This window comes from Xanthomonas sp. NCPPB 3761, from assembly GCF_041475705.2.
Classification (GTDB): Bacteria; Pseudomonadota; Gammaproteobacteria; order Xanthomonadales; family Xanthomonadaceae; genus Xanthomonas; species Xanthomonas phaseoli.
In genome coordinates this window covers 1186303-1209165 of the sequence record NZ_CM191262.1, presented here as the reverse complement: position 1 = coordinate 1209165, position 22863 = coordinate 1186303, and the positions used below count along the sequence as shown (strand labels likewise).

Sequence of the window (22863 nt, the reverse complement as noted above, 5' to 3'; positions counted from 1 at the left end):
TAGATTTTGTGTAACCGGGCCACAGGCAGGAGACTGCCACCTAACCCGGAGACACCATGAGCCCACGCACACATGAGGTACCCGACGAGCTGCTTAGCAGCCTGTTGGTCAACTACACCAAACCCGAGGATCTGATCGGCGAGAACGGCCTGCTCAAGCAGCTGACCAAGCGGTTGGTGGAGCGGGCGCTGGACGCGGAGATGACCGAACACCTCGGTCATGACAAGCATGAGCCGGTCGCCAACGCGGCCGGCAACACGCGCAACGGACGCAGCCGCAAGACGCTCAAGGGCGAGTTCGGCGAGCTGCCGATCGAGATTCCGCGTGATCGCCACGGCAGCTTCGCGCCACAGCTGATCCCCAAGCACCAGACCCGCTGGGCCGGCTTCGATGACAAGATCTTGTCGTTGTACGCGCGCGGCATGACCGTGCGCGAGATCCAGTCGCACCTGGAGGAGATGTACGGCACCGAGGTGTCGCCGAGTCTGATTTCCTCAGTCACCGATGCGGTCGTCGAGGAGGTCAAGGCGTGGCAGGCGCGGCCACTGGATCCGGTCTATCCGATCGTCTATCTGGACTGCATCCACGTCAAAGTGCGCGAGGGCGCGGTGCGGGTCAAGGCGGTGTACCTGGCCATCGGCATCACCATGGGCGGCGAGAAGGAAGTGCTGGGCCTATGGCTGGCGCAGGCCGAGGGTGCCAAGTTTTGGCTGCAAGTCGTGACGGAGCTACGCAACCGCGGGGTGCAGGACATCTTCATTGCCTGCGTCGATGGCCTGAAGGGGTTTCCCGAGGCGATCGAGGCGGTGTTCCCGCAGACCACCGTGCAGCTGTGCATCGTGCACATGGTGCGGCACAGCCTGAACTACGTCTCGTGGAAACGCCGCGCCGAGGTTGCCGCCGATCTCAAGCGCATTTACGCCTGCGCCACCGTCGAGGAGGCCGAGCAGGCACTGACCGAGTTCGAGGCCAAGTGGGACGCCCAGTACCCGCCCATCAGCCAGTCATGGCGGCGCAATTGGTCACGACTGATCCCGTTCTTCGACTACCCACCGGAGATCCGCAAGGTGATCTATACGACCAACGCCATCGAGTCGGTCAACATGAGCCTGCGCAAGCTGACCAAGAACCGCGGCGCGTTCCCCAGCGACGAAGCCTTGATGAAACTGTTCTACCTGGCTCTGCGCAACATCACCAAGAAATGGACGCTGCCGATCCGCGACTGGAAGGCTGCGCTGAACCGCTTTACGATCCAGTTCGAGGGGCGACTTCCTCAGCGGTAACCCAAACCACGGTTACACAAAATTCTGCACACGCTCCAGTTTGGCTATGCCAAGGTGCGCTATCGCGGCCTGGTCAAAAACACCGCGCAGGTGCTGACGCTCTTTGCGCTGTCGAACCTGTGGCTGAAGCGGAAGCAGTTGATGCCTGCCGTTGGGAAGTTGTGCCTGTAATGGGGAGAATGCCCCGAGAATGCGCTGGAAACAGCGAAAAACCGAAGGTGTGAGCGTAGTCAGCGCTACCGATGCGGGTCGACGCATCCTCTGGCCGCATTGATCAGACCATCCTTAAGTCACTTGAATACGCTTTCGGGCTGACCGGTTTTCAGTGTTCCAGACCGCACCGAAAACTACATTGGTGAACGCCAAGCCCCGTCCGAGCTGAATTGTGGGGTTGGTGGTTGCGAGCGACTTGCTCCACAACGCACCCTGAACCTCCCGCTCAGGAGCGCTCCAATGAAAGCTGTCGCCCTCACCCGCTATCTTCCGATCGACGATCCCGAATCGCTGCTTGACATGGAACTTCCGACACCTGCGGCGCCGTCGGGGTATGACTTATTGGTGCGAGTGGAGGCGATCTCGGTGAACCCGGTCGATACGAAGGTGCGCGCGCCCAAGCCGCAGCCGCTGCAGGCGCCGAAGATCCTGGGTTACGACGCAGCCGGCGTGATCGAGGCGGTCGGCCCGGAGGTTACCGCCTTTGCGGTCGGCGACGAGGTCTACTACGCCGGCGATATCGGGCGGCCGGGCACCAATGCGCAGTACCAGCTGGTGGACGCCCGCATTGCCGGATGCAAACCGACCTCGCTCAGCTTCGTGCAGGCAGCCGCGCTGCCGCTGACCACCCTGACGGCATGGGAGCTGCTGTTCCAGCGCATGCCCTTTTCATTCGACGGTGCACGCAATCGCGGCAGGCATCTGCTGATCATCGGCGGCGCTGGTGGCGTGGGCTCCATCGCGATCCAGCTGGCGCGGCATGCCGGATTCACGGTGATTGCCACCGCCTCGCGCCCGGAGAGCATCGAATGGGTTCGCCAAATGGGTGCCCACCACGTGATCGATCATCACCAACCGCTGCAGCCGCAACTGCAGGCGCTGGGGCTGGAAACGGTGGACGCGGCGCTCAATCTGGCCGACACCGACCGCTACTGGCAGCCACTGGGCGAAGTGCTGGCGCCACAGGGCCATGTGGGCCTGATCGTGGAGCCGCGCGGGCCGTTGTCGATCGGCGACCCATACAAATCCAAGTGCATCGGCATCCATTGGGAGCTGATGTTCACGCGCGCGCGCTACGCGACCGAGGACATGGTCGAGCAGCACCGCATCCTCAACCGGGCGGCCAGCCTGATCGATGCCGGCGAGCTGCGCACCACGCATACCGAGACGCTGTCGCCGATCAATGCGCAGCAGCTGCGCGAGGCGCACCGTCGACTGGAAAGCGGCAGCACGATCGGCAAGCTGGTGCTGGCCGGCTGGTAAGGCGGCGGTCTGGCTCAGGTCGCCGCCGCGATGCCTGGATGCGCGCGGCGCCTGCGTATCGGCACGCGCCCGTGCGGGCAGAAGCGAGGGCGTGTTGCCGGCCGGGCGTCTCCGGCATCGGCAGGGCCGCTGCATGCGTCAGGACTTGCCGCCAGGCCGGTTTGCCGGCATCGTGCGCAATCCGTACGCCAGCGTATCCACATCATGTCGTCCGCCACCGGCCCCTCCGCCTTGTCTTTCCCGCACCTGTTCACCCCGCTCGATCTGGGCTTCACGCAACTGCGTAATCGCGTCCTGATGGGCTCGATGCACACGGGCCTGGAAGACCGTGCGCGCGACTTCCCCAAGCTGGCGGCGTATTTCGCAGAGCGCGCCGCCGGTGGCGTGGGCCTGATCGTGACCGGTGGGTTTTCGCCGAATGTGGTGGGCTGGCTCAAGCCGTTCGGCGGCAAGTTATCGTGGCCTTGGGAGGTACGCCCGCATCGCCAGGTCACCCGCGCAGTTCACGAACACGGCGCCAAGATCTGCCTGCAACTGCTGCACGCCGGGCGCTACGCGTACCACCCGCTGTCGGTTGCGCCATCCAGGCTCAAGGCACCGATCAACCCGTTCACTCCGCGCGCCTTGTCGGCCGGCGCAGTGGACCGGCAGGTCGCCGCCTATGCGCGTGCCGCGCGGCTGGCGCGCGAAGCGGGCTACGACGGGGTCGAGGTCATGGGCTCGGAAGGCTATCTGATCAACGAATTCACCGCCGCGCGCACCAATCGGCGCCGCGACACCTGGGGCGGCGATGCGAGCAAGCGCATGCGCTTTGCGGTGGAGATCGTGCGGCGCATCCGCGAGGCCTGCGGGCCGGACTTCATCATTATCTACCGGCTGTCGCTGGTGGATCTGGTCGAAGACGGCAACCAGTGGCAGGAAATCCTGGCCCAGGCGCAGGCGATCGAAGCGGCCGGCGCAACCATCATCAATTCCGGTATCGGCTGGCACGAAGCGCGCATTCCCACCATCGCCACCTCGGTGCCGCGCGCTGCGTTTGCCGGGGTCACTGCCAAACTCAAGCCGCATCTGCGCATTCCGGTGGTGGCAACCAACCGCATCAACATGCCGGAGGTGGCCGAGCGCATCCTGGCCGACGGTGCCGCAGACATGGTGTCGCTGGCGCGGCCGCTGCTGGCCGACCCGCAGTGGACCAACAAGGCGCGCGCCGGGCAGTCGCATACCATCAATACGTGCATTGCCTGTAACCAGGCCTGCCTGGATCACGTGTTCGACAACAAGCTGGCCAGCTGCCTGGTCAACCCGCGTGCCGCACACGAGACCGAACTGAACTACACCCCGACTGCCACGCCCAAGCGCATTGCCGTGGTCGGTGCCGGCCCGGCCGGTCTGGCCTGCGCGACGGTGGCGGCAGAACGCGGGCATCGGGTGACCTTGTTCGATGCAAGCGATGCGATTGGCGGGCAATTCAATGTCGCCAGGCGCATTCCGGGCAAGGAAGAGTTCAACGAGACCTTGCGTTATTTCGGCCATCGCATCGAAGCGACCGGCGTGCAGCTGCGTTTGAACACCCCGGTGCAGGCGGCCGATCTGAAAGACTTCGACGAAGTCGTGCTGGCAACCGGCATCGAGCCGCGCAAGGTGGATTTCCCCGGTGCCGATCATCCGATGGTGGTGAGCTACCTCGACGTGGTGCTGGGCCGCCACGTAGCCGCCGACAAGGTGGCCATCATCGGTGCAGGCGGAATTGGCTTTGATGTCGGCGAGTTTCTGGTGCACACCGGCCAATCGCCAGCGCTGGATCCGCAGCGCTGGATGGCCGAATGGGGCGTAGATCCCAGCTTCGAAGCGCGCGGCGCGTTGACCAAACCGCAACCCGAGCGCGCCGCCCGCCAGGTCTGGCTGTTGCAGCGCAGCCCCGGCAAGCCCGGTGGACGCCTGGGCAAGACCACCGGCTGGATCCACCGCGCGACGCTCAAGGCCAAGGGCGTCAAGATGCTTGGCGGGGTGGAATATCTGGGCGTGGACGATGCCGGCCTGCGCATCCGCGTGGAAGGCAGCGAACAGCTGCTGGATGTCGGTACGGTGGTGGTGTGCGCCGGGCAGGAGCCGCGCCGCGAGTTGCTGGCCGCGCTACAAGCCAATGGCCAGCAGCCGCACCTGATCGGCGGCGCGGACGTGGCGGCCGAACTGGATGCCAAGCGCGCGATCAACCAGGCAAGTCGGTTGGCCGCGACCCTGTAAGGGGTTCTCGACGACGGCGTCACTACGACGCCGTCGTCGTGCTGAGGGCTCGGCTGCACGGCTGACGTGCATGCGGCATTACCGACGCCGACGTGTACGCGGATGTGGCGGTCTGCAACGCCCATCTTTTTCTTGTCGCGCGGCTCGGCGATACGCGCCCGATGCATCATCGCCTCACGCCCTACCGCCTGCCATCTTGCGTGCCTGCATGACTGCGTATTTCGACAAGCGCCTGCCTGGTAGACGGGCTCTTATCGAAACTAGAACGTGCTCAGGTCAACGCTTGCTGCTTGCTTTGTCGATCTGCAGTTTCCGCTACAGCATCAGCGCGCTCACGGGATGCGATCGCACCGCATGTCTTATCGCTTCGACAGAGATTTTCGCAAGGTGCATGCGCGCGTTGATGACAGTGCGTGCTGCACTGGCTGCAGCATTATGCGCATCAGCGCCGCCTTCGCTTTGGCGCCCATTCGTCTTAAAAATTTTGTGTCTGACACTTTTGCACTTGAGCATCTTCGCGCTCTTGTGCTCTTGTGCTCTTGTGCTCTTGAACATGCGAACCCGGAAACAATCGCAACGCAATAACGCGCACCACTGGCGCATCGAAATGATCGACGAGCTTTCGAAACATCGCCAGGCATCTTTCGAACATCATGCGACGCCTGCAATCGTGACGTAATGACAGATAGCTTTCGCTGCAACGGCTGGCGTCTGCGCTGCTTCCGATGGTGTTACCAGCAGATGCATCAACTGCGCATCTATACGCATCAAAGATGATGCATAAATCACCATCGAGCAGCACGACGCTGCAGCTCGGACGCGCAGCACTTCCGCCATCTCTGTGGTATGCGCAACGCTTGTCTTTCTCGCGCATCCGCGGTCGATGTACGAAACTCAATTACTCAACGCCACCAGCCAGCACGACAACGCGTGACGAGCGCGTATATGAAAGTTGCACTTTTCCGGCGGGCGCTGTTGCCCACCAGTGCCATCATCCAAGCGGCGCGCAGTGCCGCAAACGCGCGCGATGTGGCAAGGAACTTACGCAGCACAACAGTCGCTGCAATGATGCGACGCAGATTCGATGTTGCGATGCACGCGACGCTGTTGCGCAGTGCTATGCGTTGCGGGCAATCGTCGTCGTCAACCCCTCTCATTCAGCCGCGATTGTGTGATCGACGCCTACCTTGCGCCAACTTTTTGACCCACCGCATTTGGTGGGCGCCTTCGGCAGATGGTCTTTCGCCGAAGCATTTGGCGACCGGTGGCAGGTCGCCTCCCCATGACGCCAAGCCCTCTGCACTGGTGCATCCACATTGGATGCTCTGCGGACCGGCCCATACGGAGCAAGGAGTTCTATGAAACTTGTTTGGATACTCTGGCTGTCGCATGTGTTGCCGCAGCCAGCCGCAGATTCGCTGTGTTTGAGCACGACCGTCCATCTGGAAGCGCGCGACCAGACCTTGCGTGGCCAGCAGGCCGTTGCAGAAGTTGCACTGCGCCGCCTGGATAGCGGTTTGTGGGGCGACTCGATGTGCCAGGTGGTCACTGCACGCAAGCAGTTCGCGCCGACGATCGTCGCGCCAGGCACGCAGTTGAAGAACGACGATGCCTGGAACAAGGCATTGGGTGTTGCACTGGCAGCGCAGCGCAACTGGGCATTGCCGGTTGGCCAACGCAAAGAGATCGTGCCGGGCGCCAGCCACTTTGCCGCAAGCGCAATCGCAAGCCCCAGCTGGCGCAATGCCTATCAGGTGGCCACCATCGGCGACCACACGTTCTATCGCGTGCAATCGCTGCGCCCGCGCAACGCGTCCTGAGCGCGCGGCGTTGCGGCGCCTGCGAGCGTCATAGGTTGCCGAGTCGCCGATCATCAAGATGCAGTGCCGATGGGTTTGATGCGTTTCAAGCGCCCATCTCGAGACAGTCATGCGTCGCAGCGCGACGAACACAGCGCCCACAGGGCAATCAGTCGGTGCGGCCGCACGCCGTATCAGGCACCGCCCCGTCTCGCACAGCCGGTGGGTTGCAAACAAGATCCTGACCAAGCCGGAGCCGCCACGTGCGCGCGGCCAGCTCGGTGATGCCATTCATATCGGCGCGACACCGGGACACCGGCTCCAGCGACCACAAGGCAACTCAGCGGCGCCCTATTGAAGCCGCATTACCCGCTGCGCGCTCCACACGGCGTCGTCTGCCCGCTAAGCTTGGATCTTCATTCCCGCGGGTATCGTCCATGAAGCTGTATACCAAGCCCGGCGCTTGTTCGCTGGCAGATCACATCGTGTTGCGTTGGTCGGGGCTGCCGTTCGAGCTGAGTGTGGTCGATGCGGCGACGATGAAATCTCCCGAATACTTGCGCCTGAATCCCGCAGGCGCCGTGCCATTGCTGCTGGTCGACGATTGGGCACTGACGCAGAACGCAGCCATCCTCAATTACATCGCCGACATCGCACCGCTCACCGGCCTGGCCGGCGATGGCACCGCGCGCAGCCGTGCCGAAATCAATCGGTGGATCGCCTTCGTCAACGCCGACGTGCACCCCACCTTCAAGCCGATCTTCGGCAGCACCGCGTATCTGCAAGACCCGGCGCTGATTGCACGCAGCCAGGACGATGCGCGCAGCAAATTGCGCACGCTGTACGAGCGCGTCGATGCGCATCTGCAAGGTCGCACCTGGCTTGCCAGCGACAGCCACACCGGTGCCGATGCGTATCTGTTCGTCACCTTGCTGTGGGCGCAGAAAGTCGCGGTGAATCTGGATGGATTGAATGCGCTGCAGACGTTCGTGCAACGCATGCTGGCCGATGCCGATGTGCAGGCTGCACTCAAGGCCGAAGGTCTGGCCTGACCGCGCAGGCGTCTGCCACACGACGCGCAATAAAAACGCCGGGCAATGCCCGGCGTTTTCATGACAGCAGTGACCGAACAACTCAGCCCAGCAGATGCGCTACGCCGCTGCGCTCTTCTTCCAGCTCAGCCAGGGTCTTGTCGATGTACTTCTGGCTGAAGTCGTCGATCGGCAGATCCTTGACGATGGTGTACTTGCCGTTTTCGGTGGTGACGGGGAAGCCGAACATCACGCCTTCCGGAATGCCGTAGGAGCCGTCCGACGGCACGCCCATCGTCACCCACTTACCGTTGGTGCCCAGCACCCAGTCACGAATGTGGTCGATAGCGGCATTGGCGGCGGAGGCGGCCGAGGACAGGCCACGCGCTTCGATGATCGCTGCACCGCGCTTGCCCACGGTCGGAATGAAGGTGGAAGCGTTCCACTCCTGGTCGTTGATCGCATCGCTGATGGAGGCGCCATCGGCGGTGGCGAAACGATAATCCGGGTACATGGTCGGGCTGTGGTTACCCCACACCGCCAGCTTCTCGATGCCGGCGACCGGCTTGCCGAGCTTGGCCGAGAGCTGGCTCAGCGCACGGTTGTGGTCCAGGCGCAGCATGGCGGTGAAATTCTTCGGGTCCAGGTCCGGCGCCGACTTCATGGCGATGTAGGCGTTGGTGTTGGCCGGGTTGCCGACCACCAGCACCTTCACGTCGCGCTTGGCGACCTTGTTCAGGGCCGCGCCCTGTGCGGTGAAGATCTCCGCATTGGCCAGCAGCAGGTCCTTGCGCTCCATGCCCGGGCCGCGCGGACGCGAACCGACCAGCAGGGCGACGTCGACGTCCTTGAAGGCCACTTCGGCGTCGTCGGTACCGACCATGCCGGCCAGCAGCGGGAACGCGCAGTCTTCCAGCTCCATCATCACGCCCTTGAGGGCGGCCTGGGCCTTCTCAATCGGCAGTTCAAGCAACTGCAGAATGACCGGCTGGTCCTTGCCCAGCATTTCGCCGGAAGCGATGCGGAACAGCAGGGCATAGCCGATCTGGCCGGCGGCGCCGGTCACAGCAACACGAACAGGTGCTTTCATGGGGTGTTTCCTCTGCTAAAAAACGTTGGTGGGGGTCGCACGCTGGCGGGGCGCAAGGCCGGGCGGCGCGCATTGACAAGCGAACGGCCGCACATGGCGGCCGTTCGACGGGATGCGATCAGGCGGCGAGGATCTTGTTCCACTCCGCAACGCGGTCGGCCTTGGCGGCCAGCACGGCGTCGGTGTCGCCTTCGATGGTGAGCGTCTTGATGGTGTCGCCCTGGGCAACGCTATCAACCACGTCCAGGCCCTGGGTGACCTTGCCGAACACGGTGTGCTTGCCGTCCAGCCACGGAGTGGCGGTGTGGGTGATGAAGAACTGGCTGCCGTTGGTGTTCGGGCCGGCATTGGCCATGGACAGCACGCCGCGCTCGTGACCGACGCCATTGTTGGCCTCGTCTTCGAAACGGTAGCCCGGGCCGCCGCGGCCGGAACCTTCGGGGCAACCGCCCTGGATCATGAAGTCGGCGATGACGCGGTGGAAGCTCAGACCGTTGTAGAAACCGCGCTTGGCCAGGTTGACGAAGTTGGCAACCGTCAGCGGGGCCTTGTCCGGGTACAGCTCGACGACGATCGGGCCGCGGGAGGTGTCGAAAGTGGCGATCAGGGACATAGAAATCCTTGCAGGTTCTGGGGTGATCAATAGCCCGCTAGGATACACCCGGGTGCGTGGCCGACCGCATGGGTACGACCATCGTTCAACGCTCCCGCCCGCCCGGCGCGTGGCCCGTCACGCTGGCTGAATGGGCCATCTGAATCGACTTCGGGAAATCGGCAACGGCAGCGCAACGAAACCGCTATAATGTCGGGCTTACCTCATCTCAAGACTGGCGCCAGACAGGGGCCCTTTCCGCATGTCTATCGAAAAACTCCGCAATATCGCCATCGTCGCGCACGTCGACCATGGCAAGACCACCCTCGTCGACTGCCTGCTGAAGCAGTCGGGCACCCTGTCCGAACGCACCGTGTTGGCTGAACGCGTGATGGACAGCAACGACCAGGAAAAGGAACGCGGCATCACGATCCTGGCCAAGAACACCGCCATCACCTGGCAGGGCAACCGCATCAACATCGTCGACACCCCTGGACACGCCGACTTCGGTGGCGAAGTCGAGCGCGTGCTGTCGATGGTGGACTCGGTGCTGATCCTGGTCGACGCGATGGACGGCCCGATGCCGCAGACCCGCTTCGTGACCCAGAAGGCCTTTGCGATGGGCTTCAAGCCGATCGTGGTGGTCAACAAGATCGACCGTCCCGGCGCACGCCCGGACTGGGTGATCGACCAGGTGTTCGACCTGTTCGACAAGCTCGGCGCCACCGACGAGCAGCTGGATTTCCCGATCGTCTACACCTCCGCACTGAACGGCTACGCCAGCCTGGATTCGGACGTGCGCGAAGGCGACATGACCCCGCTGTACGAAGCGATCATGCAGCACGTCTCGGCCCCGGACGTGGACCCGGACGGCCCGTTCCAGATGCGCATCAGCCAGCTGGACTACAACAACTTCGTCGGCGTGATCGGCATCGGCCGCATCCAGCGCGGCACTCTGAAGAAGAACATGCCGGTCAGCGTGATCGACCGCGAAGGCAAGAAGCGCCAGGGCAAGGTGCTGCAGGTGCTGGGCTTCCTGGGCCTGGAGCGTATCGAGCAGGACACCGCCGAGGCCGGCGACATCGTGGCCATCTCCGGCATCCAGGAACTGACCATCTCCGACACCGTGTGCGCGCTCGATCATCCCGAAGCGCTGCCGGCGCTGACCGTGGACGAGCCGACCATCTCGATGACCTTCCAGGTCAACAACTCGCCGTTCGCCGGCAACAAGGACCTGTCCGGCGGCAAGTTCCTGACCAGCCGCCAGCTGCGCGACCGCCTGGACCGCGAGAAGGTGCACAACGTGGCGCTGAAGGTCGAGGAAGGCTCGGACGCCGACAAGTTCCTGGTCTCCGGCCGTGGCGAGCTGCACCTGTCGGTGCTGATCGAAAACATGCGTCGTGAAGGCTACGAGCTGGCCGTGTCGCGTCCGGAAGTGATCATCAAGGAAATCGACGGCAAGCTGATGGAGCCGATCGAACAGCTGGTGGTGGACATCGAAGAACAGCACCAGGGCGGCGTGATGGAAAAGCTGGGCACCCGCAAGGGCCAGCTGAAGAACATGGAACCCGACGGCAAGGGCCGCGTGCGCCTGGATTACATGATCCCGGCGCGTGGCCTGATCGGCTTCCAGAACGAATTCCGCACCCTGACCCAGGGGTCGGGCCTGCTGTTCCACGTGTTCGACCATTACGGTCCGAAGGAACAGGGCGCCATCGCCAAGCGCCAGAACGGCGTGATGATCGCCAACGCACCGGGTGCGACCCCGGCGTATGCATTGGGGCCGCTGGAAGAGCGTGGCCGTCTGTTCGCCGCCGAAGGCGACAACGTGTACGAAGGCCAGCTGGTCGGCATCCACTCCAAGGACAACGACCTGACCGTCAACGCGATCAAGACCAAGCCGCTGACCAACATGCGCGCCTCGGGCAAGGACGATGCGATCAAGCTGACCCCGGCGATCAAGTACACGCTGGAACAGGCGCTGGACTTCATCGAGGACGACGAGCTGGTGGAAGTCACCCCGAAGGAAATCCGCCTGCGCAAGAAGTTCCTGACGGAAAGCGACCGCAAGCGCGCCGGCCGTTCGGGCTGAGTTGTTGAGCTGACGCGTGAGTAACAAACCCTATAGCCCGGATCCGCGCGCGCATCCGGGACTGCATGTGATCGCCTTGCTTGAGGCGGTCAAGGGAACGCTTGCGCTGTTGGCGGCGACGGGCCTGGAAATTCTGGGCCCGCTCCCGCTGCAAAACGCGGTCATCACCCTGATCCGCCGCTTCAATCTGGACCCCGACCACGGCGCACTGCCGTCGTTGCTCAAGACCATCAGCCCCGATGCGGTGCATCTGGCCGCTGCTGCCATGCTGGCCTATGGCCTGCTGCATGTGGTGGAAGCCTGGGGTCTGTGGCGTGCCAAGGCGTGGGCCTCGGTGCTGGGCTGCCTGTCGGCGGCCATCTATCTGCCTTTCGATATCTACGCCATCGTGCGCCACCCTGGCTGGACCGCCTGGGGCGTGCTGGCGATCAACCTGCTGGTGGTCGGCGTGCTGGCACGCGATCTGGTGCGGCGCCGCAGTCGCTGAGTTTGCCGCCCGTTGGCGGGCATGTCCTTCCGTTGTCACCCCGACGCAGCGCCGTTAGCCTGCAACTTCTCCCCGGGGACGACCTTCCATGCGATTCACTCCTTTGTCCTTCGCGCTGCTTGCCGCGCTGTGCGGCTGTGCGCATGCCGATGATCCGTCGCGTTCTGCGACCGGCGCTGCCAACGCATCCACCGTCCTTTCGTTCGATCTGAGCGAGGCCGACGTCGCCGGCCTGCAGGCGCGCATGGCCAGCGGCCAGAGCAGCAGCCTGCAACTGACGCGCGCGTATCTGCAGCGGATTGCCGGCATCGATCGCGCCGGCCCCAGGCTCAACTCGGTGATCGAACTCAATCCACAGGCCGAAGCCGACGCACGCGCCCTGGACGCCGAACGCAAAGCCGGCCACGTGCGTGGGCCGCTGCACGGCATCCCGGTGCTGCTGAAGGACAATATCGACGCGCTGCCGATGGTCAACAGCGCCGGCTCGCTCGCGTTGGCCGAGTTCCGCCCCGACCGCGATGCGTTTGTGGTGCAGCGTCTGCGCGCCGCCGGTGCGGTGATCCTGAGCAAGACCAACCTCAGCGAATGGGCCAATTTCCGCTCCACCCAATCCAGTTCCGGCTGGAGCGGACGCGGGGGGCTCACGCGCAATCCGTATGCGCTGGATCGTAATCCCTGCGGTTCCAGTGCCGGCACCGGTGCGGCCATCGCGGCCAGCCTGGCCACCGTCGGCATCGGTACCGAAACCGACGGCAGCATCACCTGTCCGGCATCGGTCAACGGCCTGGTCGGGCTCAAGCCGACCGTGGGCCTGGTCAGTCGCGACGGCATCATCCCGATTTCCGCCAGCCAGGACACCGCCGGCCCGATGACGCGCAGCGTCGCCGATGCGGCTGCAGTGCTGCAGGCCATCGCCGCACCCGACCCGCAGGACCCGGCCACCGCCAAGGCACCGGCGACCAGCGTCGATTACCTGGCCCACCTGAAACCCGACAGCCTGCGTGGCGCGCGCCTGGGCCTGTTGCGCAACCCGCTGCGCGAGGACCCGGCGATCGCCGCGGCGCTCGACCGCGCCGTGCGCACCCTGCGTGACGCCGGCGACACCGTGGTTGAGACCGCGCTGGCCACGGATGGCAAGTGGGATGCTGCCGAGCAAACGGTCTTATTGGTCGAATTCAAGGCCGGTTTGAACGCGTATCTGCAGAACCACCGCGCGCCCGTGGCGAGCCTGGAGCAGTTGATTGCGTTCAATCGCACGCAGGCGCAGCGCGAGATGCCGTACTTCGGGCAGGAGTTGTTCGAACAGGCGCAGGCAGCGCCCGGTCTGGACGATGCGGGGTACCTGAGTGCGCGCGCCACTGCCAGACGGCTCGCCGGACCGGAAGGCATCGACGCAGCCTTGAAGGCAGATCGCCTGGATGCCTTGATCGTGCCCACCACCGGCGCGGCATGGATCACCACGCTCGGCAAGGGCGATACCTTCCCCGGTGCCGGCTATGGTGCCGCGGCGGTGGCCGGCTATCCAAGCCTGAGCGTGCCGATGGGGCAGACCCAGGGCTTGCCACTCGGCCTGTTGTTCATGGGCACGGCCTGGAGCGAGCCGCGCCTGATCGAGCTGGCGTATGCCTACGAACAACGCAGCCATGCGCGCTTTACGCCTGGCTATGCGCCAAGTGCGCCGAGTGCGCGCGATCCAGCCACATCAGCACCCGTGCCCGTCGTGCCGGCACGGGCGTCGATCAAGAAGGATTGATTGGGCGACGCATGACCACGTGCCACGGCTGGCACTGGACGCCGCACTGACGCATGCAAGCGCAGCCGGTACTTGCGCGAACCACTGCAAGCGCCAAGACCGTGCCCTCCGATACCTTCATAACTACCAACCGTACGTCTTGGACGCCGGTAGCCAGCGCTATACGAGGCCCCGAGAACGACTATCAAACCGTAGCGAGCAGTCGCCTGATGCGTACGTAGCGCGCACAGTGCGAAGACACCGGAGGACATGCGGATGCCGAGCACCGGCCGCACCGCTTGGCGCCCGTGCAAGCGGTCTTGGCCGCGCTAGATGCTGGCCGCAGGCTCGCCGTCTTCGGCACCCGGCGAGCGCACGCTCTCCTGTGCAATCGGCTCGGCAGGGCGTGATGGCGTTCTTTCCTGCGTCGCGATTTCGGCGCGCAGCCTCGGCAAGGCATAGGCATGCTCGCGGATCAGGAAATCGATCATGCGTTCGCGCACCAGGCAGCGCAGATCGAAGGCATCGCCGGAATTGCGTGCGCTCACCAGCAGTCGCACCTGGATGGTGTTGTCGCTGGTGTCGGTAATCTGGGTCACGCACACGCGGCCATCCCATAGCGGTTCGCTGTGGCAGATGCGCTCCAGCTCCGCACGTACCGCTGCAATCGGCGTGCGGTAATCCAGCCACAGAAACGCGGTGCCGAGCAGATCGGCACTGCTGCGCGTCCAGTTCTGAAACGGGTTTTCGATCCACCAGGTCAGCGGCACCACCATGCGGCGCTCGTCCCAGATCCGTACCACCACGTACGAGCTGCCGATCTCTTCGATGCGGCCCCACTCGCCTTCCACGATCACCACATCGTCCAGGCGAATCGGCTGGGTCAGTGCAATCTGCAAGCCGGCGATCAGGTTGCCGAACACCGGCTTGGCCGCGATACCGGCCACCAGCCCGATGATGCCGGCCGACGCCAGCAAGGTCTTGCCGATCTGGCGCACCTGCGGGAAGGTCAGCAGCACCACCGAAATGCCGAGCAAGATCACCGTGCCCATCAGCACGCGGCTCAGCACCCGCGTCTGGGTCTGGATGCGCCGTGCGGTGAGGTTGTCCGACACCTCGATCGGGTTGCTGCGCAAGATCGCCGCCTCGCCGGCGGCCACCGCGCGTACCAGCAGCCAGGTGACGCAGCCGACGATTCCCAGGTGCAGCAGATGCTGCACCGCTGCCAGCGCCTTGCCGGCCAACGGCGTCGCTTCGGTGGCGATCCCCAGAAACAACAACGGCAGGATAAACGCCGCCGGCAGCGTGATCACGCGAATGATGCGCGCGCGGCGGTAGTCGCGGCCCTGCATGCGGCGAAACAGCCACAGCATCAACGACCAGGTGACGATGCCCGCCAGCAGCGAGGCACCGAGCGGAATTGCGTATTCGCGGATGACGTTCCAATCGGCAGTCAAACCGTTCCTCCTGTGGGGGAAAGAGGGATGGCTGCCAGAGCATGCCGCACGCGGCATGAGCATCACGTCATGCGCATACGCCGATCATGCGCCCAGCGGCTGCGAGGCCACCTGTTGCTGCTTGCGCACGATCGCCATCGCAATTTCCAGCGACTGCTCGTAGTTCAGACGCGGATCCACGCTGGAGCGATACGCCCGTTCCAGATCGCGCTCGGTGAGCTCGCGCGCACCGCCGGTGCATTCGGTGACATCTTCGCCGGTGAGTTCCAGATGCACGCCGCCCAGCCGCGTGCCGGCGGCCGCGTGCAGATCGAACGAGGTCTCCACTTCGTTGCGAATATTGTCGAAACGCCGCGTTTTATAGCCATTTCCGGTGCTTTCGGTATTGCCGTGCATCGCATCGCACACCCACAGCACCCGCCGCCCGTCGCGCTTGACCGCATCCAGCAACGGCGGCAACTTCTCGGCGATCTGCGCCGCACCCATGCGATGGATGAAGCTCAAACGCCCGGGCTCGTCCTCGGGATTGAGCACATCGATCAGGCGCAAGAGCTGGTCAGGCTGCACCGACGGCCCGACCTTGATCGCAATCGGGTTACGCACGCCACGCAGGTATTCCACGTGCGCGCCATCCAGCGCGGCCGTCCGCATCCCGATCCACGGGTAGTGCGTGCTCAGATTGAACCAGCCCCACTGACGCGGCACCTGACGGGTCAGGCCTTCTTCGTACGGCAGCAACAAGGCCTCGTGCGAGGTGTAGAAATCGATGCGATTGAGGTTGTATACCTCTGCCCCGGACAGCGTTTCCATGAAGCGCACGGCGTCGCCGATCGAGGCCACCATCTTCTGGTAGTCCGCCGCCAGCGGCGAATAGCCCACCCAGTCCAGATTCCAGTATTCGGGGTGATGCAGGTCGGCGAAGCCGCCGTCGATCAACGCGCGCACGAAGTTCATCGTCATTGCCGAGCGCGAATGCGCGGTGATCATGCGACGCGGATCGGGCACGCGCGCGGCCTCGGTAAAGTCCGGCGCGTTGATCACATCGCCGCGATAGCTCGGCAAGGTCACCCCATCGCGCGTTTCGGTGTCGGCCGAGCGCGGCTTGGCGTATTGCCCGGCAAAGCGCCCCACCCGCACCACCGGCAAATGCAGGCCATGCACCAGCACCAGGCTCATTTGCAGCAGCACCTTCAACCGGTTGGAGATGGTGCCCGATTCGCAATCGCTGAAATTTTCAGCGCAATCGCCACCCTGCAGCAGGAAGCGTTTGCCTTCCTGCGCTTCGGCCAACTGGCGCTTGAGCGCAAAGATTTCCCACGAGGTCACCAGCGGCGGCAGCCGCCCCAACTCGTGCATGGCCGCCTGCAGCGCGCGCTCATCCGGGTACACCGGCAGCTGCAATGCAGGTTTGCTGCGCCAGCTGTCCGGTGCCCACGCTGCGGCGGCCGAATCGGTAGCGGAAGTGGCAACAGGAAGATTCATGAAAGGACTCCTAGGCAGCCTGCGATGTTCGCAGAGCCGGCACGCTACGCAAAGCGCCTGGAGGCCAGTGGCACCGAATTGCCACCGCCGCATCCGTCCAATGTGCTTATCGCACGCAAGCGCTTTGACCTGAACAGCAAACAACATGGCCTGTCGAGCCATGACTTTCGACCTACGCTAGCGCTCGCCAAAGCGCTCAACGTTACAACATAACAACACCTCCCCTCACCCGCCTCGCGAAACCGCCATGACTCCTCGTCTCCTGTCTGCCGCCATTACCGCCGCCCTGCTGGCAGCCCCCATCGGTATGGCGTTTGCTGCCGATGCCGATGCCGACGCCGAACGCACGACCGATCTAGACACGGTCAATGTGATCGCCAAGCTCGAGGCGGCGCGCAATGCCCTGTCGCCGGACATCGGCAGCAGCCAATTCGCCATCACCGCTGACGACATCGATCGCCTGCCGCTCGGCGCGGCGACCCCACTCAATCAGGTCCTGTTGCAAGCGCCGGGCGTGGTGCAGGATTCCTACGGCGGCATCCACGTACGCGGCGACCACGCCAACCTGCAGTACCGCATCAACGGCGTGATCATTCCCGAATCCATCTCCGGCTTCGGCCAGAGCCTGGAGCCCCGCATCATCAAGAACCTCAAACTGCTCGATGGCGCGTTGCCGGCACAGTTCGGCGACCGCACCGCTGCGGTGGTCGACATCACCACCAAGAGCGGTGCCGAGCTCGGCAATGGCGGCAGCGTCGGTATTACCGCCGGCTCATTCGGCACCATCAACCCCAACGCCTCGCTGTGGGGCAGCAGCGGGCGTTGGAGCTGGTTCGTCAGCGGCGATTACGACCAGAACAAGAATGGCCTGGAAAACCCGGTCGACAGCCTCAACCCCCTCCATGACAAAACCCATCAGGGCAAGGGCTTCGCCGATCTGACCTACCTGGTCAACGACAACACCCGTCTCAGCCTGCTGGTCGGCTACGCGAACAATCGCTTCCAGATCCCCAACAATCCGGGGCAGACGCCGGCCTTCGATTACCTGGGCACCAGCGATTTCGACTCCTCGCGCCTGGACGAGAATCAACGCGAAAACACCCGCTTCGGCACCCTGGCCCTGCAAGGCACGCTCGGCGACACCAACTATCAGCTCTCCGCCGGCCAGCGTTACAGCAACGTCGCCTTCTCCTCTGACGTTGCCGGCGACCTGATCTTCAACGGCATCGCCTCGCAGGTGGACCGCAGCAACCGCGCCAATACCGTGCAGGCGGACTTCGCAACGCCATGGGGCGGCTCGCACACGCTGCGCTACGGCGTGTATGGCAATTTCGAACACGCCATCGCCAGCAACAATTCGTATGTCTTCCCCGCCAACGACGACGGCAGCCAGAGCAGCAACGTGCCACTGTTCATTCCCGACGGCAGCCGTTTCCATGCCAGCACCTACGCGCTCTACCTGCAGGACGAGTGGAAGATCGGCGAGGACTGGACCGTCAATTACGGGCTGCGCGGCGACAAGTACAAGGCCTTCGGCGCGACCGAAGGTCAGCTCAGCCCGCGCCTGGGCGTCATCTGGCGCGCCAGCGGCAGCACCACCCTGCACGCCGGATACGCGCGTTACTTCACCCCACCGGCCAGCGAGCTGATCTCCACCAGCGACATCGCGCTCTACGACGGCACCACCAACCAGCAGTCGGCCGGTGACGGCCCGACCACGCCACTGAGCGAGCGTAGCGACTACTACGACCTGGGCATCTCGCAAGTGGTCACCGACCATCTGACGCTCGGCCTGGACACCTATTACCGCAAGGCCGACCGGCTCCAGGACGAAGGCCAGTTCGGTGCCGCCTATATCTATTCCACCTTCAATTACCGCTATGGCCGCATCCGCGGCGCCGAATTCAGTGCCGACTACACCAACGGGCCGGTGACGGCGTATTTCAACCTTGCCTACAGCAAAGCCATGGGCAAGCGGGTCATGACCAGCCTGTACAATTTCGATCCGGATGCGCTGGCCTATACCTACGACAACTGGATCCACCTGGATCACGACCAGAAGCTGACCTCGTCCGGCGGCATCAACTACGCCTTCAGCGAAGGCAGCAAGGTCGGCCTCAACTATCTGTTCGGCAGCGGCTTGCGCACCGATACCGACACCGTGCCCAACGGCGCTTCGCTTCCGTCGTACTTCCAGTTGAACGCCAGCGTCGGCCACGACTTCGACGTCAATACGCATCCGCTGCACGTGCAATTGGCCGCGGTCAATGTCCTCAACCGCAGCTACCAGTTGCGCGACGGCGGCGGTATCGGCGTCTTCGCGCCGCAGTGGGCGCCGCGCCGCGGCGTCTATGTGAGCCTGCAACAGGATTTCTGATGCGGTGCAAGGCAACGGATGGAACGGGGCAAAACCGGCCCATTCGTTGCCGAAGTCCGATGACCGAGCCTAGCGAGCAGCTGGCCACGCTGCGTACCGCCCGCATGCGGGATACGCATCGTTTGGCAGACGCATGCATCGGCTTATTGATTCGAGCGGTGCCGCGATCCAACGGCGATCCACCAACGCTGGTCACCGGAAGGACCCAGGAGTCAGTCAAGCCTTCGATGTCCTCATTGGCGCTCGCGGTCGACACGCCGCAGACGCGTGCAAGCGGCAGCGGCGGCGTCCAGCATCAAGGCCTGGAAGCAGACACGCCGGCCCAGCGCAGCGCAGGCCGGCCACCTTGCGACGAACCAAGGTGCCTGACCTGCAGCGGATCAGGCGCCCCTTCTACCCGCCGATCACGCATCAGCGTCGCCTAGGTGACGCACAGCACCCGTTGACCATCACGATGACCCTGCACGCCTACCAGGCTGCCGCAGGGCATTACAACGCACCGGAGCTGTTAGTGATGGACCGAGCTACGCCGCGCCTTGAAGCCCGCGTACAGCGCCCACAACGCCAACCCCACGAACCACACCATGCTCCACATCGGCATGCTCAACCCGAGGAAGCGCCAATCGATATTGCCGCAGTCGCCGGTGCCGGTCAGCACGGTGCGGAACACCTCGAAGGGCCCCATCGTCTCGCTCAGAAAGCTCAACGGCGGCCCGCACGAAGACATCATGTCCTTGGGCCGGATCTGCACCCACACATGCCGCGCAGCGATGCCCATGCCTACGCCTGCGGCGATGAAACTCAAGACCCCATAGACCTTGCGCCCGGCGGCGGCACGCGGCCCATGCAGTGCGCCGAGCAGGAAAAACACTGCCAGCGCCGCGAAGGCGATCCGTTGGAAGATGCACAGCGGGCACGGCTCCAGACCCAGATGCAACTGCACATAGATCGCGTAAGCCAGCAATCCTGCGCATGCAAGAAAGCCCAGCAGAAACTGCGCCCGGAAACTCCAACGAAATGGATTCATCGTCACTGCTTGCCTTGGGTCAGGTTGTCGATTATCAGCCATCGCCACGGCCGTGACCACGCATGCTCGAATGCGCGGCCCATGGGGTGAAGCGCCTGGCGGGATCCGCCGCATGACGGCGACGCGGCCCTTCGGGCGAGGCGCCGGGCGGATCTGCCGCATGGCCGCGACAAGGCGAGCAAGCGCTGCACGCATTACTCCAGAGGTCAGGATCACCGCATGAAACATCCAATCGCGGCGACGCCGATGCGGCCTTGGGCACCAACACGCGTCGACCAAGCCGCAGGCGCGTTTCCGTGCACGCCTGCGTAGCCGCATCGCTCCAGCTTGCGCAGCACGCGCCGGCCGACTGATAGAGCCGACAGCGTTCAGCACCCAACCCATTCGACTGGCAATAAAAAAGCCCGGCGCGTGCCGGGCTTTTTCGAGAATTTTTACAGAGGCGATCCGATTACTCGGCCACTTCTTCGGCAACGACCGGACGGTCGACCAGCTCGACATACGCCATCGGCGCATTGTCACCAGCACGGAAGCCGGCCTTCAGGATACGCAGGTAGCCGCCGGGACGGGTCGCATAACGCGGGCCCAGTTCGACGAACAGCTTGCCCACCGCTTCCTTGTCGCGCAGGCGAGCGAACGCCAGACGACGATTGGCAACGCCATCGACCTTGCCGATGGTGATCAGCGGCTCGGCGACGCGACGCAGTTCCTTGGCCTTCGGCAAGGTGGTCTTGATCAGCTCGTGCTTGAACAGCGAGGCGGCCATATTGCGGAACATGGCTTCGCGGTGCGCGCTGGTACGGTTGAACTTACGACCGGATTTCTGGTGACGCATGAGTGTGATTTCCTAAGGAATGTTGAGACTACTGGGAGACGTTGTCGCCATCCTGGCGTTGTTGAATGGACTGCGGTTGGTCCGAGCCGGCCGTCCTTGAACCGGATGTCATCGCAGGCTTTAACCCGTCGATGTAGAAAAACGAACATGGGCGCCCGAAGACGCCCATGCCTTGATGCATTAACCAAGCATGCCGTGCTGAGCGACGCCGGCCGGCGGCCAGTTCTCCAGCTTCATGCCCAGCGCAAGGCCGCGCTGTGCCAGCACTTCCTTGATTTCGGTGAGCGACTTCTTGCCCAGGTTCGGGGTCTTGAGCAGCTCCACTTCGGTCTTCTGGATCAGATCGCCGATGTAATAGATGCTCTCGGCCTTCAGGCAGTTGGCCGAACGCACGGTCAGCTCGAGGTCGTCGATCGGGCGCAGCAGCACCGGATCCACACCGCTGGCAGCCGGCTTGGCCGCACCGCGATCGCGGTGGGTGAAATCGCCGAATACCGACAGCTGATCGCTGAGGATGTCGGCGGCGGTGCGCACGGCTTCCTCGGCATCGATCGTGCCGTTGGTTTCGATATCGATGACCAGCTTGTCGAGGTCGGTACGCTGTTCAACGCGCGCAGCTTCCACGGCGTAGGCAACGCGACGCACCGGCGAGAACGACGCATCCAGCATCAGGCGACCGATGGTGCGGGTCTCTTCATCCGGGCGACGACGCGCAGCAGCCGGCTGATAGCCGAAACCACGCTCGATCTTCAAGCGCATGTTCAATGCGGTGTCCTTGGTCAGGTGGCAGATCACATGGTCGCCGTTGATGATCTCAACGTTGTGATCGGTCCTGATGTCTGCCGCAGTGACCGTACCCGGACCCTGCTTGGACAGCGACAGCGTGGCGCTATCGCCACTATGCATGCGAATGGCCACGTCTTTCAGGTTCAGCAGGACGTCGAGCACGTCTTCCTGCAGACCTTCGACCGTGGTGTACTCGTGCAGCACGCCGTCGATCTCGACCTCGGTGATCGCAAAACCGGGGATCGACGACAACAACACACGACGCAGGGCATTGCCCAACGTGTGCCCGTAACCGCGCTCCAAGGGTTCGATCACGACCTTGGCACGGTTGTCGGTAAGACGTTCGATCTGCGGACCACGGGGGCGCAGAACCTGGTTGGCGGTAACCGTCATGTTGCGGGGTCTCCTGCGAACCTCCGGCAGTACCGGAGGTTCTCCAATGTGAATTACTTCGAATACAACTCGACGATCAGCGCTTCGTTGATATCCGAAGGCAGGTCAGCGCGATCCGGAACGGCCTTGAACACGCCGCTGAACTTCTTCGAATCGACTTCAACCCACGACGGCGTCATGTCGTGCTGCTCAGCCACGGTCAGGGCTTCCTGCACGCGGAGCTGCTTCTGTGCCTTTTCCGACAGCGTGATCGCATCGCCGGCCTTGATCTGGTACGAGGCCAGATTCACCGACTTACCGTTGACCAGCACGCCACGGTGCGACACCAGCTGGCGCGCAGCCGGACGGGTGACGGCAAAGCCCATGCGATAGCAGACGTTGTCCAGACGGGTTTCCAGCAACTGCAGCAGGTTCTCGCCGGTGTTGCCCTTCTTGGTCGAGGCCTTTTTATAGTAGTTGCGGAACTGACGTTCCAGCAGACCGTAGATACGCTTGACCTTCTGCTTTTCGCGCAGCTGGGTGGCGTAGTCGGAGAGCTTGCCCTTGCGAGCCGCGCCGTGCTGGCCGGGCTTCTGCTCAAGCTTGCACTTGGAGTCCAGCGCACGCGCCGGGCTCTTGAGGGAAAGGTCGGCGCCTTCGCGACGCGCGAGCTTACAGGTAGGACCGATATAACGAGCCAT

Annotated in this window: 19 protein-coding genes and 2 pseudogenes; 12 read left to right on the top strand and 9 right to left on the bottom strand. The window is 63.7% G+C overall.

Annotation, left to right across the window (positions count from 1 at the left end; translation table 11 throughout):
• The first annotated feature begins 56 nt into the window (after nucleotides 1–56).
• From ACCQ00_RS05300 to ACCQ00_RS05285, 4 genes and pseudogenes are all read left to right on the top strand, one after another.
• Nucleotides 57–1283 carry an IS256-like element ISXax1 family transposase gene (locus ACCQ00_RS05300; protein WP_011345585.1) on the top strand — a complete coding sequence of 409 codons (1227 nt, stop codon included), beginning with the start codon at nucleotides 57–59 and terminating at the stop codon, nucleotides 1281–1283.
• A gap of 36 nt (nucleotides 1284–1319) precedes the next feature.
• A pseudogene (locus ACCQ00_RS05295) lies at nucleotides 1320–1454 on the top strand (IS5/IS1182 family transposase); the annotation flags it as partial.
• Nucleotides 1455–1736: 282 nt separating this feature from the next.
• Nucleotides 1737–2759: a zinc-binding alcohol dehydrogenase family protein gene (locus ACCQ00_RS05290; RefSeq protein ID WP_039574320.1), complete on the top strand. Its 1023-nt coding sequence runs from the start codon at nucleotides 1737–1739 to the stop codon at nucleotides 2757–2759.
• Between the two features lie 204 nt (nucleotides 2760–2963).
• Nucleotides 2964–5003 (top strand): NADPH-dependent 2,4-dienoyl-CoA reductase, encoded by a 2040-nt coding sequence (locus tag ACCQ00_RS05285; RefSeq protein ID WP_039574323.1) that lies wholly within the window; start codon nucleotides 2964–2966, stop codon nucleotides 5001–5003.
• A gap of 475 nt (nucleotides 5004–5478) precedes the next feature.
• Here ACCQ00_RS05285 and ACCQ00_RS05280 read toward each other — a convergent pair whose 3' ends face one another.
• Complete coding sequence (locus ACCQ00_RS05280) at nucleotides 5479–5877, bottom strand: hypothetical protein (RefSeq protein WP_160300307.1); 399 nt, start codon at nucleotides 5875–5877, stop codon at nucleotides 5479–5481.
• Between the two features lie 484 nt (nucleotides 5878–6361).
• Here ACCQ00_RS05280 and ACCQ00_RS05275 point away from each other — a divergent pair, with 484 nt between their 5' ends.
• Nucleotides 6362–6823: a cell wall hydrolase gene (locus ACCQ00_RS05275; RefSeq protein ID WP_039574326.1), complete on the top strand. Its 462-nt coding sequence runs from the start codon at nucleotides 6362–6364 to the stop codon at nucleotides 6821–6823.
• 416 nt (nucleotides 6824–7239) lie between these two features.
• On the top strand, nucleotides 7240–7854 hold the full coding sequence (locus ACCQ00_RS05270) for a glutathione binding-like protein (RefSeq protein ID WP_039574329.1): 615 nt from the start codon (nucleotides 7240–7242) through the stop codon (nucleotides 7852–7854).
• Nucleotides 7855–7936: 82 nt separating this feature from the next.
• Here ACCQ00_RS05270 and ACCQ00_RS05265 read toward each other — a convergent pair whose 3' ends face one another.
• Together ACCQ00_RS05265 and ACCQ00_RS05260 are read right to left on the bottom strand one after the other, a co-directional pair.
• Nucleotides 7937–8923 carry a malate dehydrogenase gene (locus ACCQ00_RS05265; protein WP_017156229.1) on the bottom strand — a complete coding sequence of 329 codons (987 nt, stop codon included), beginning with the start codon at nucleotides 8921–8923 and terminating at the stop codon, nucleotides 7937–7939.
• Between the two features lie 118 nt (nucleotides 8924–9041).
• Nucleotides 9042–9536 carry a peptidylprolyl isomerase gene (locus ACCQ00_RS05260; protein WP_007968896.1) on the bottom strand — a complete coding sequence of 165 codons (495 nt, stop codon included), beginning with the start codon at nucleotides 9534–9536 and terminating at the stop codon, nucleotides 9042–9044.
• A 241-nt stretch (nucleotides 9537–9777) separates the two neighbouring features.
• Between ACCQ00_RS05260 and typA the strand changes: the two genes are divergently transcribed.
• The 3 genes from typA (at nucleotide 9778) to ACCQ00_RS05245 (ending at nucleotide 13847) form a co-directional block, all read left to right on the top strand.
• Entirely contained in the window at nucleotides 9778–11607 is a 1830-nt protein-coding gene (gene typA, locus ACCQ00_RS05255) for a translational GTPase TypA (protein ID WP_003486646.1), read from the top strand.
• Between the two features lie 67 nt (nucleotides 11608–11674).
• A complete protein-coding gene (locus ACCQ00_RS05250; protein ID WP_017156227.1) occupies nucleotides 11675–12094 on the top strand; it encodes a DUF2127 domain-containing protein in 420 nt (139 codons plus the stop codon).
• A gap of 103 nt (nucleotides 12095–12197) precedes the next feature.
• Nucleotides 12198–13847 carry an amidase gene (locus ACCQ00_RS05245; RefSeq protein WP_180959839.1) on the top strand — a complete coding sequence of 550 codons (1650 nt, stop codon included), beginning with the start codon at nucleotides 12198–12200 and terminating at the stop codon, nucleotides 13845–13847.
• A gap of 308 nt (nucleotides 13848–14155) precedes the next feature.
• On the opposite strand, the gene ACCQ00_RS05240 is transcribed toward ACCQ00_RS05245, so the two are convergent.
• Together ACCQ00_RS05240 and ACCQ00_RS05235 are read right to left on the bottom strand one after the other, a co-directional pair.
• Nucleotides 14156–15283: a mechanosensitive ion channel family protein gene (locus ACCQ00_RS05240; protein WP_039574332.1), complete on the bottom strand. Its 1128-nt coding sequence runs from the start codon at nucleotides 15281–15283 to the stop codon at nucleotides 14156–14158.
• 84 nt (nucleotides 15284–15367) lie between these two features.
• Complete coding sequence (locus tag ACCQ00_RS05235; protein ID WP_017156224.1) at nucleotides 15368–16765, bottom strand: class II 3-deoxy-7-phosphoheptulonate synthase; 1398 nt, start codon at nucleotides 16763–16765, stop codon at nucleotides 15368–15370.
• Nucleotides 16766–16789: 24 nt separating this feature from the next.
• Between ACCQ00_RS05235 and ACCQ00_RS05230 the strand changes: the two genes are divergently transcribed.
• From ACCQ00_RS05230 to ACCQ00_RS05220, 3 genes and pseudogenes are all read left to right on the top strand, one after another.
• Nucleotides 16790–16978, top strand: a complete 189-nt coding sequence (locus ACCQ00_RS05230; protein WP_372354077.1) for a hypothetical protein — start codon at nucleotides 16790–16792, stop codon at nucleotides 16976–16978.
• 34 nt (nucleotides 16979–17012) lie between these two features.
• The gene (locus ACCQ00_RS05225; protein ID WP_039574337.1) at nucleotides 17013–19142 is read left to right on the top strand and encodes a TonB-dependent receptor; all 2130 of its coding nucleotides are present in this window, start codon (nucleotides 17013–17015) and stop codon (nucleotides 19140–19142) included.
• 59 nt (nucleotides 19143–19201) lie between these two features.
• Nucleotides 19202–19511, top strand: a pseudogene (locus tag ACCQ00_RS05220) (hypothetical protein).
• 139 nt (nucleotides 19512–19650) lie between these two features.
• Here the strand turns inward: ACCQ00_RS05220 and ACCQ00_RS05215 are convergent.
• The 4 genes from ACCQ00_RS05215 to rpsD all read right to left on the bottom strand — a co-directional run bounded on the left by ACCQ00_RS05215 (nucleotide 19651) and on the right by rpsD (nucleotide 22863).
• The gene (locus tag ACCQ00_RS05215; RefSeq protein WP_008571663.1) at nucleotides 19651–20169 is read right to left on the bottom strand and encodes a disulfide bond formation protein B; all 519 of its coding nucleotides are present in this window, start codon (nucleotides 20167–20169) and stop codon (nucleotides 19651–19653) included.
• Between the two features lie 451 nt (nucleotides 20170–20620).
• Nucleotides 20621–21004 (bottom strand): 50S ribosomal protein L17, encoded by a 384-nt coding sequence (gene rplQ, locus ACCQ00_RS05210; protein WP_003486665.1) that lies wholly within the window; start codon nucleotides 21002–21004, stop codon nucleotides 20621–20623.
• A 180-nt stretch (nucleotides 21005–21184) separates the two neighbouring features.
• Nucleotides 21185–22183 (bottom strand): DNA-directed RNA polymerase subunit alpha, encoded by a 999-nt coding sequence (locus ACCQ00_RS05205; RefSeq protein ID WP_002811635.1) that lies wholly within the window; start codon nucleotides 22181–22183, stop codon nucleotides 21185–21187.
• A 53-nt stretch (nucleotides 22184–22236) separates the two neighbouring features.
• Nucleotides 22237–22863 (bottom strand): 30S ribosomal protein S4, encoded by a 627-nt coding sequence (gene rpsD / locus ACCQ00_RS05200; protein ID WP_002811641.1) that lies wholly within the window; start codon nucleotides 22861–22863, stop codon nucleotides 22237–22239.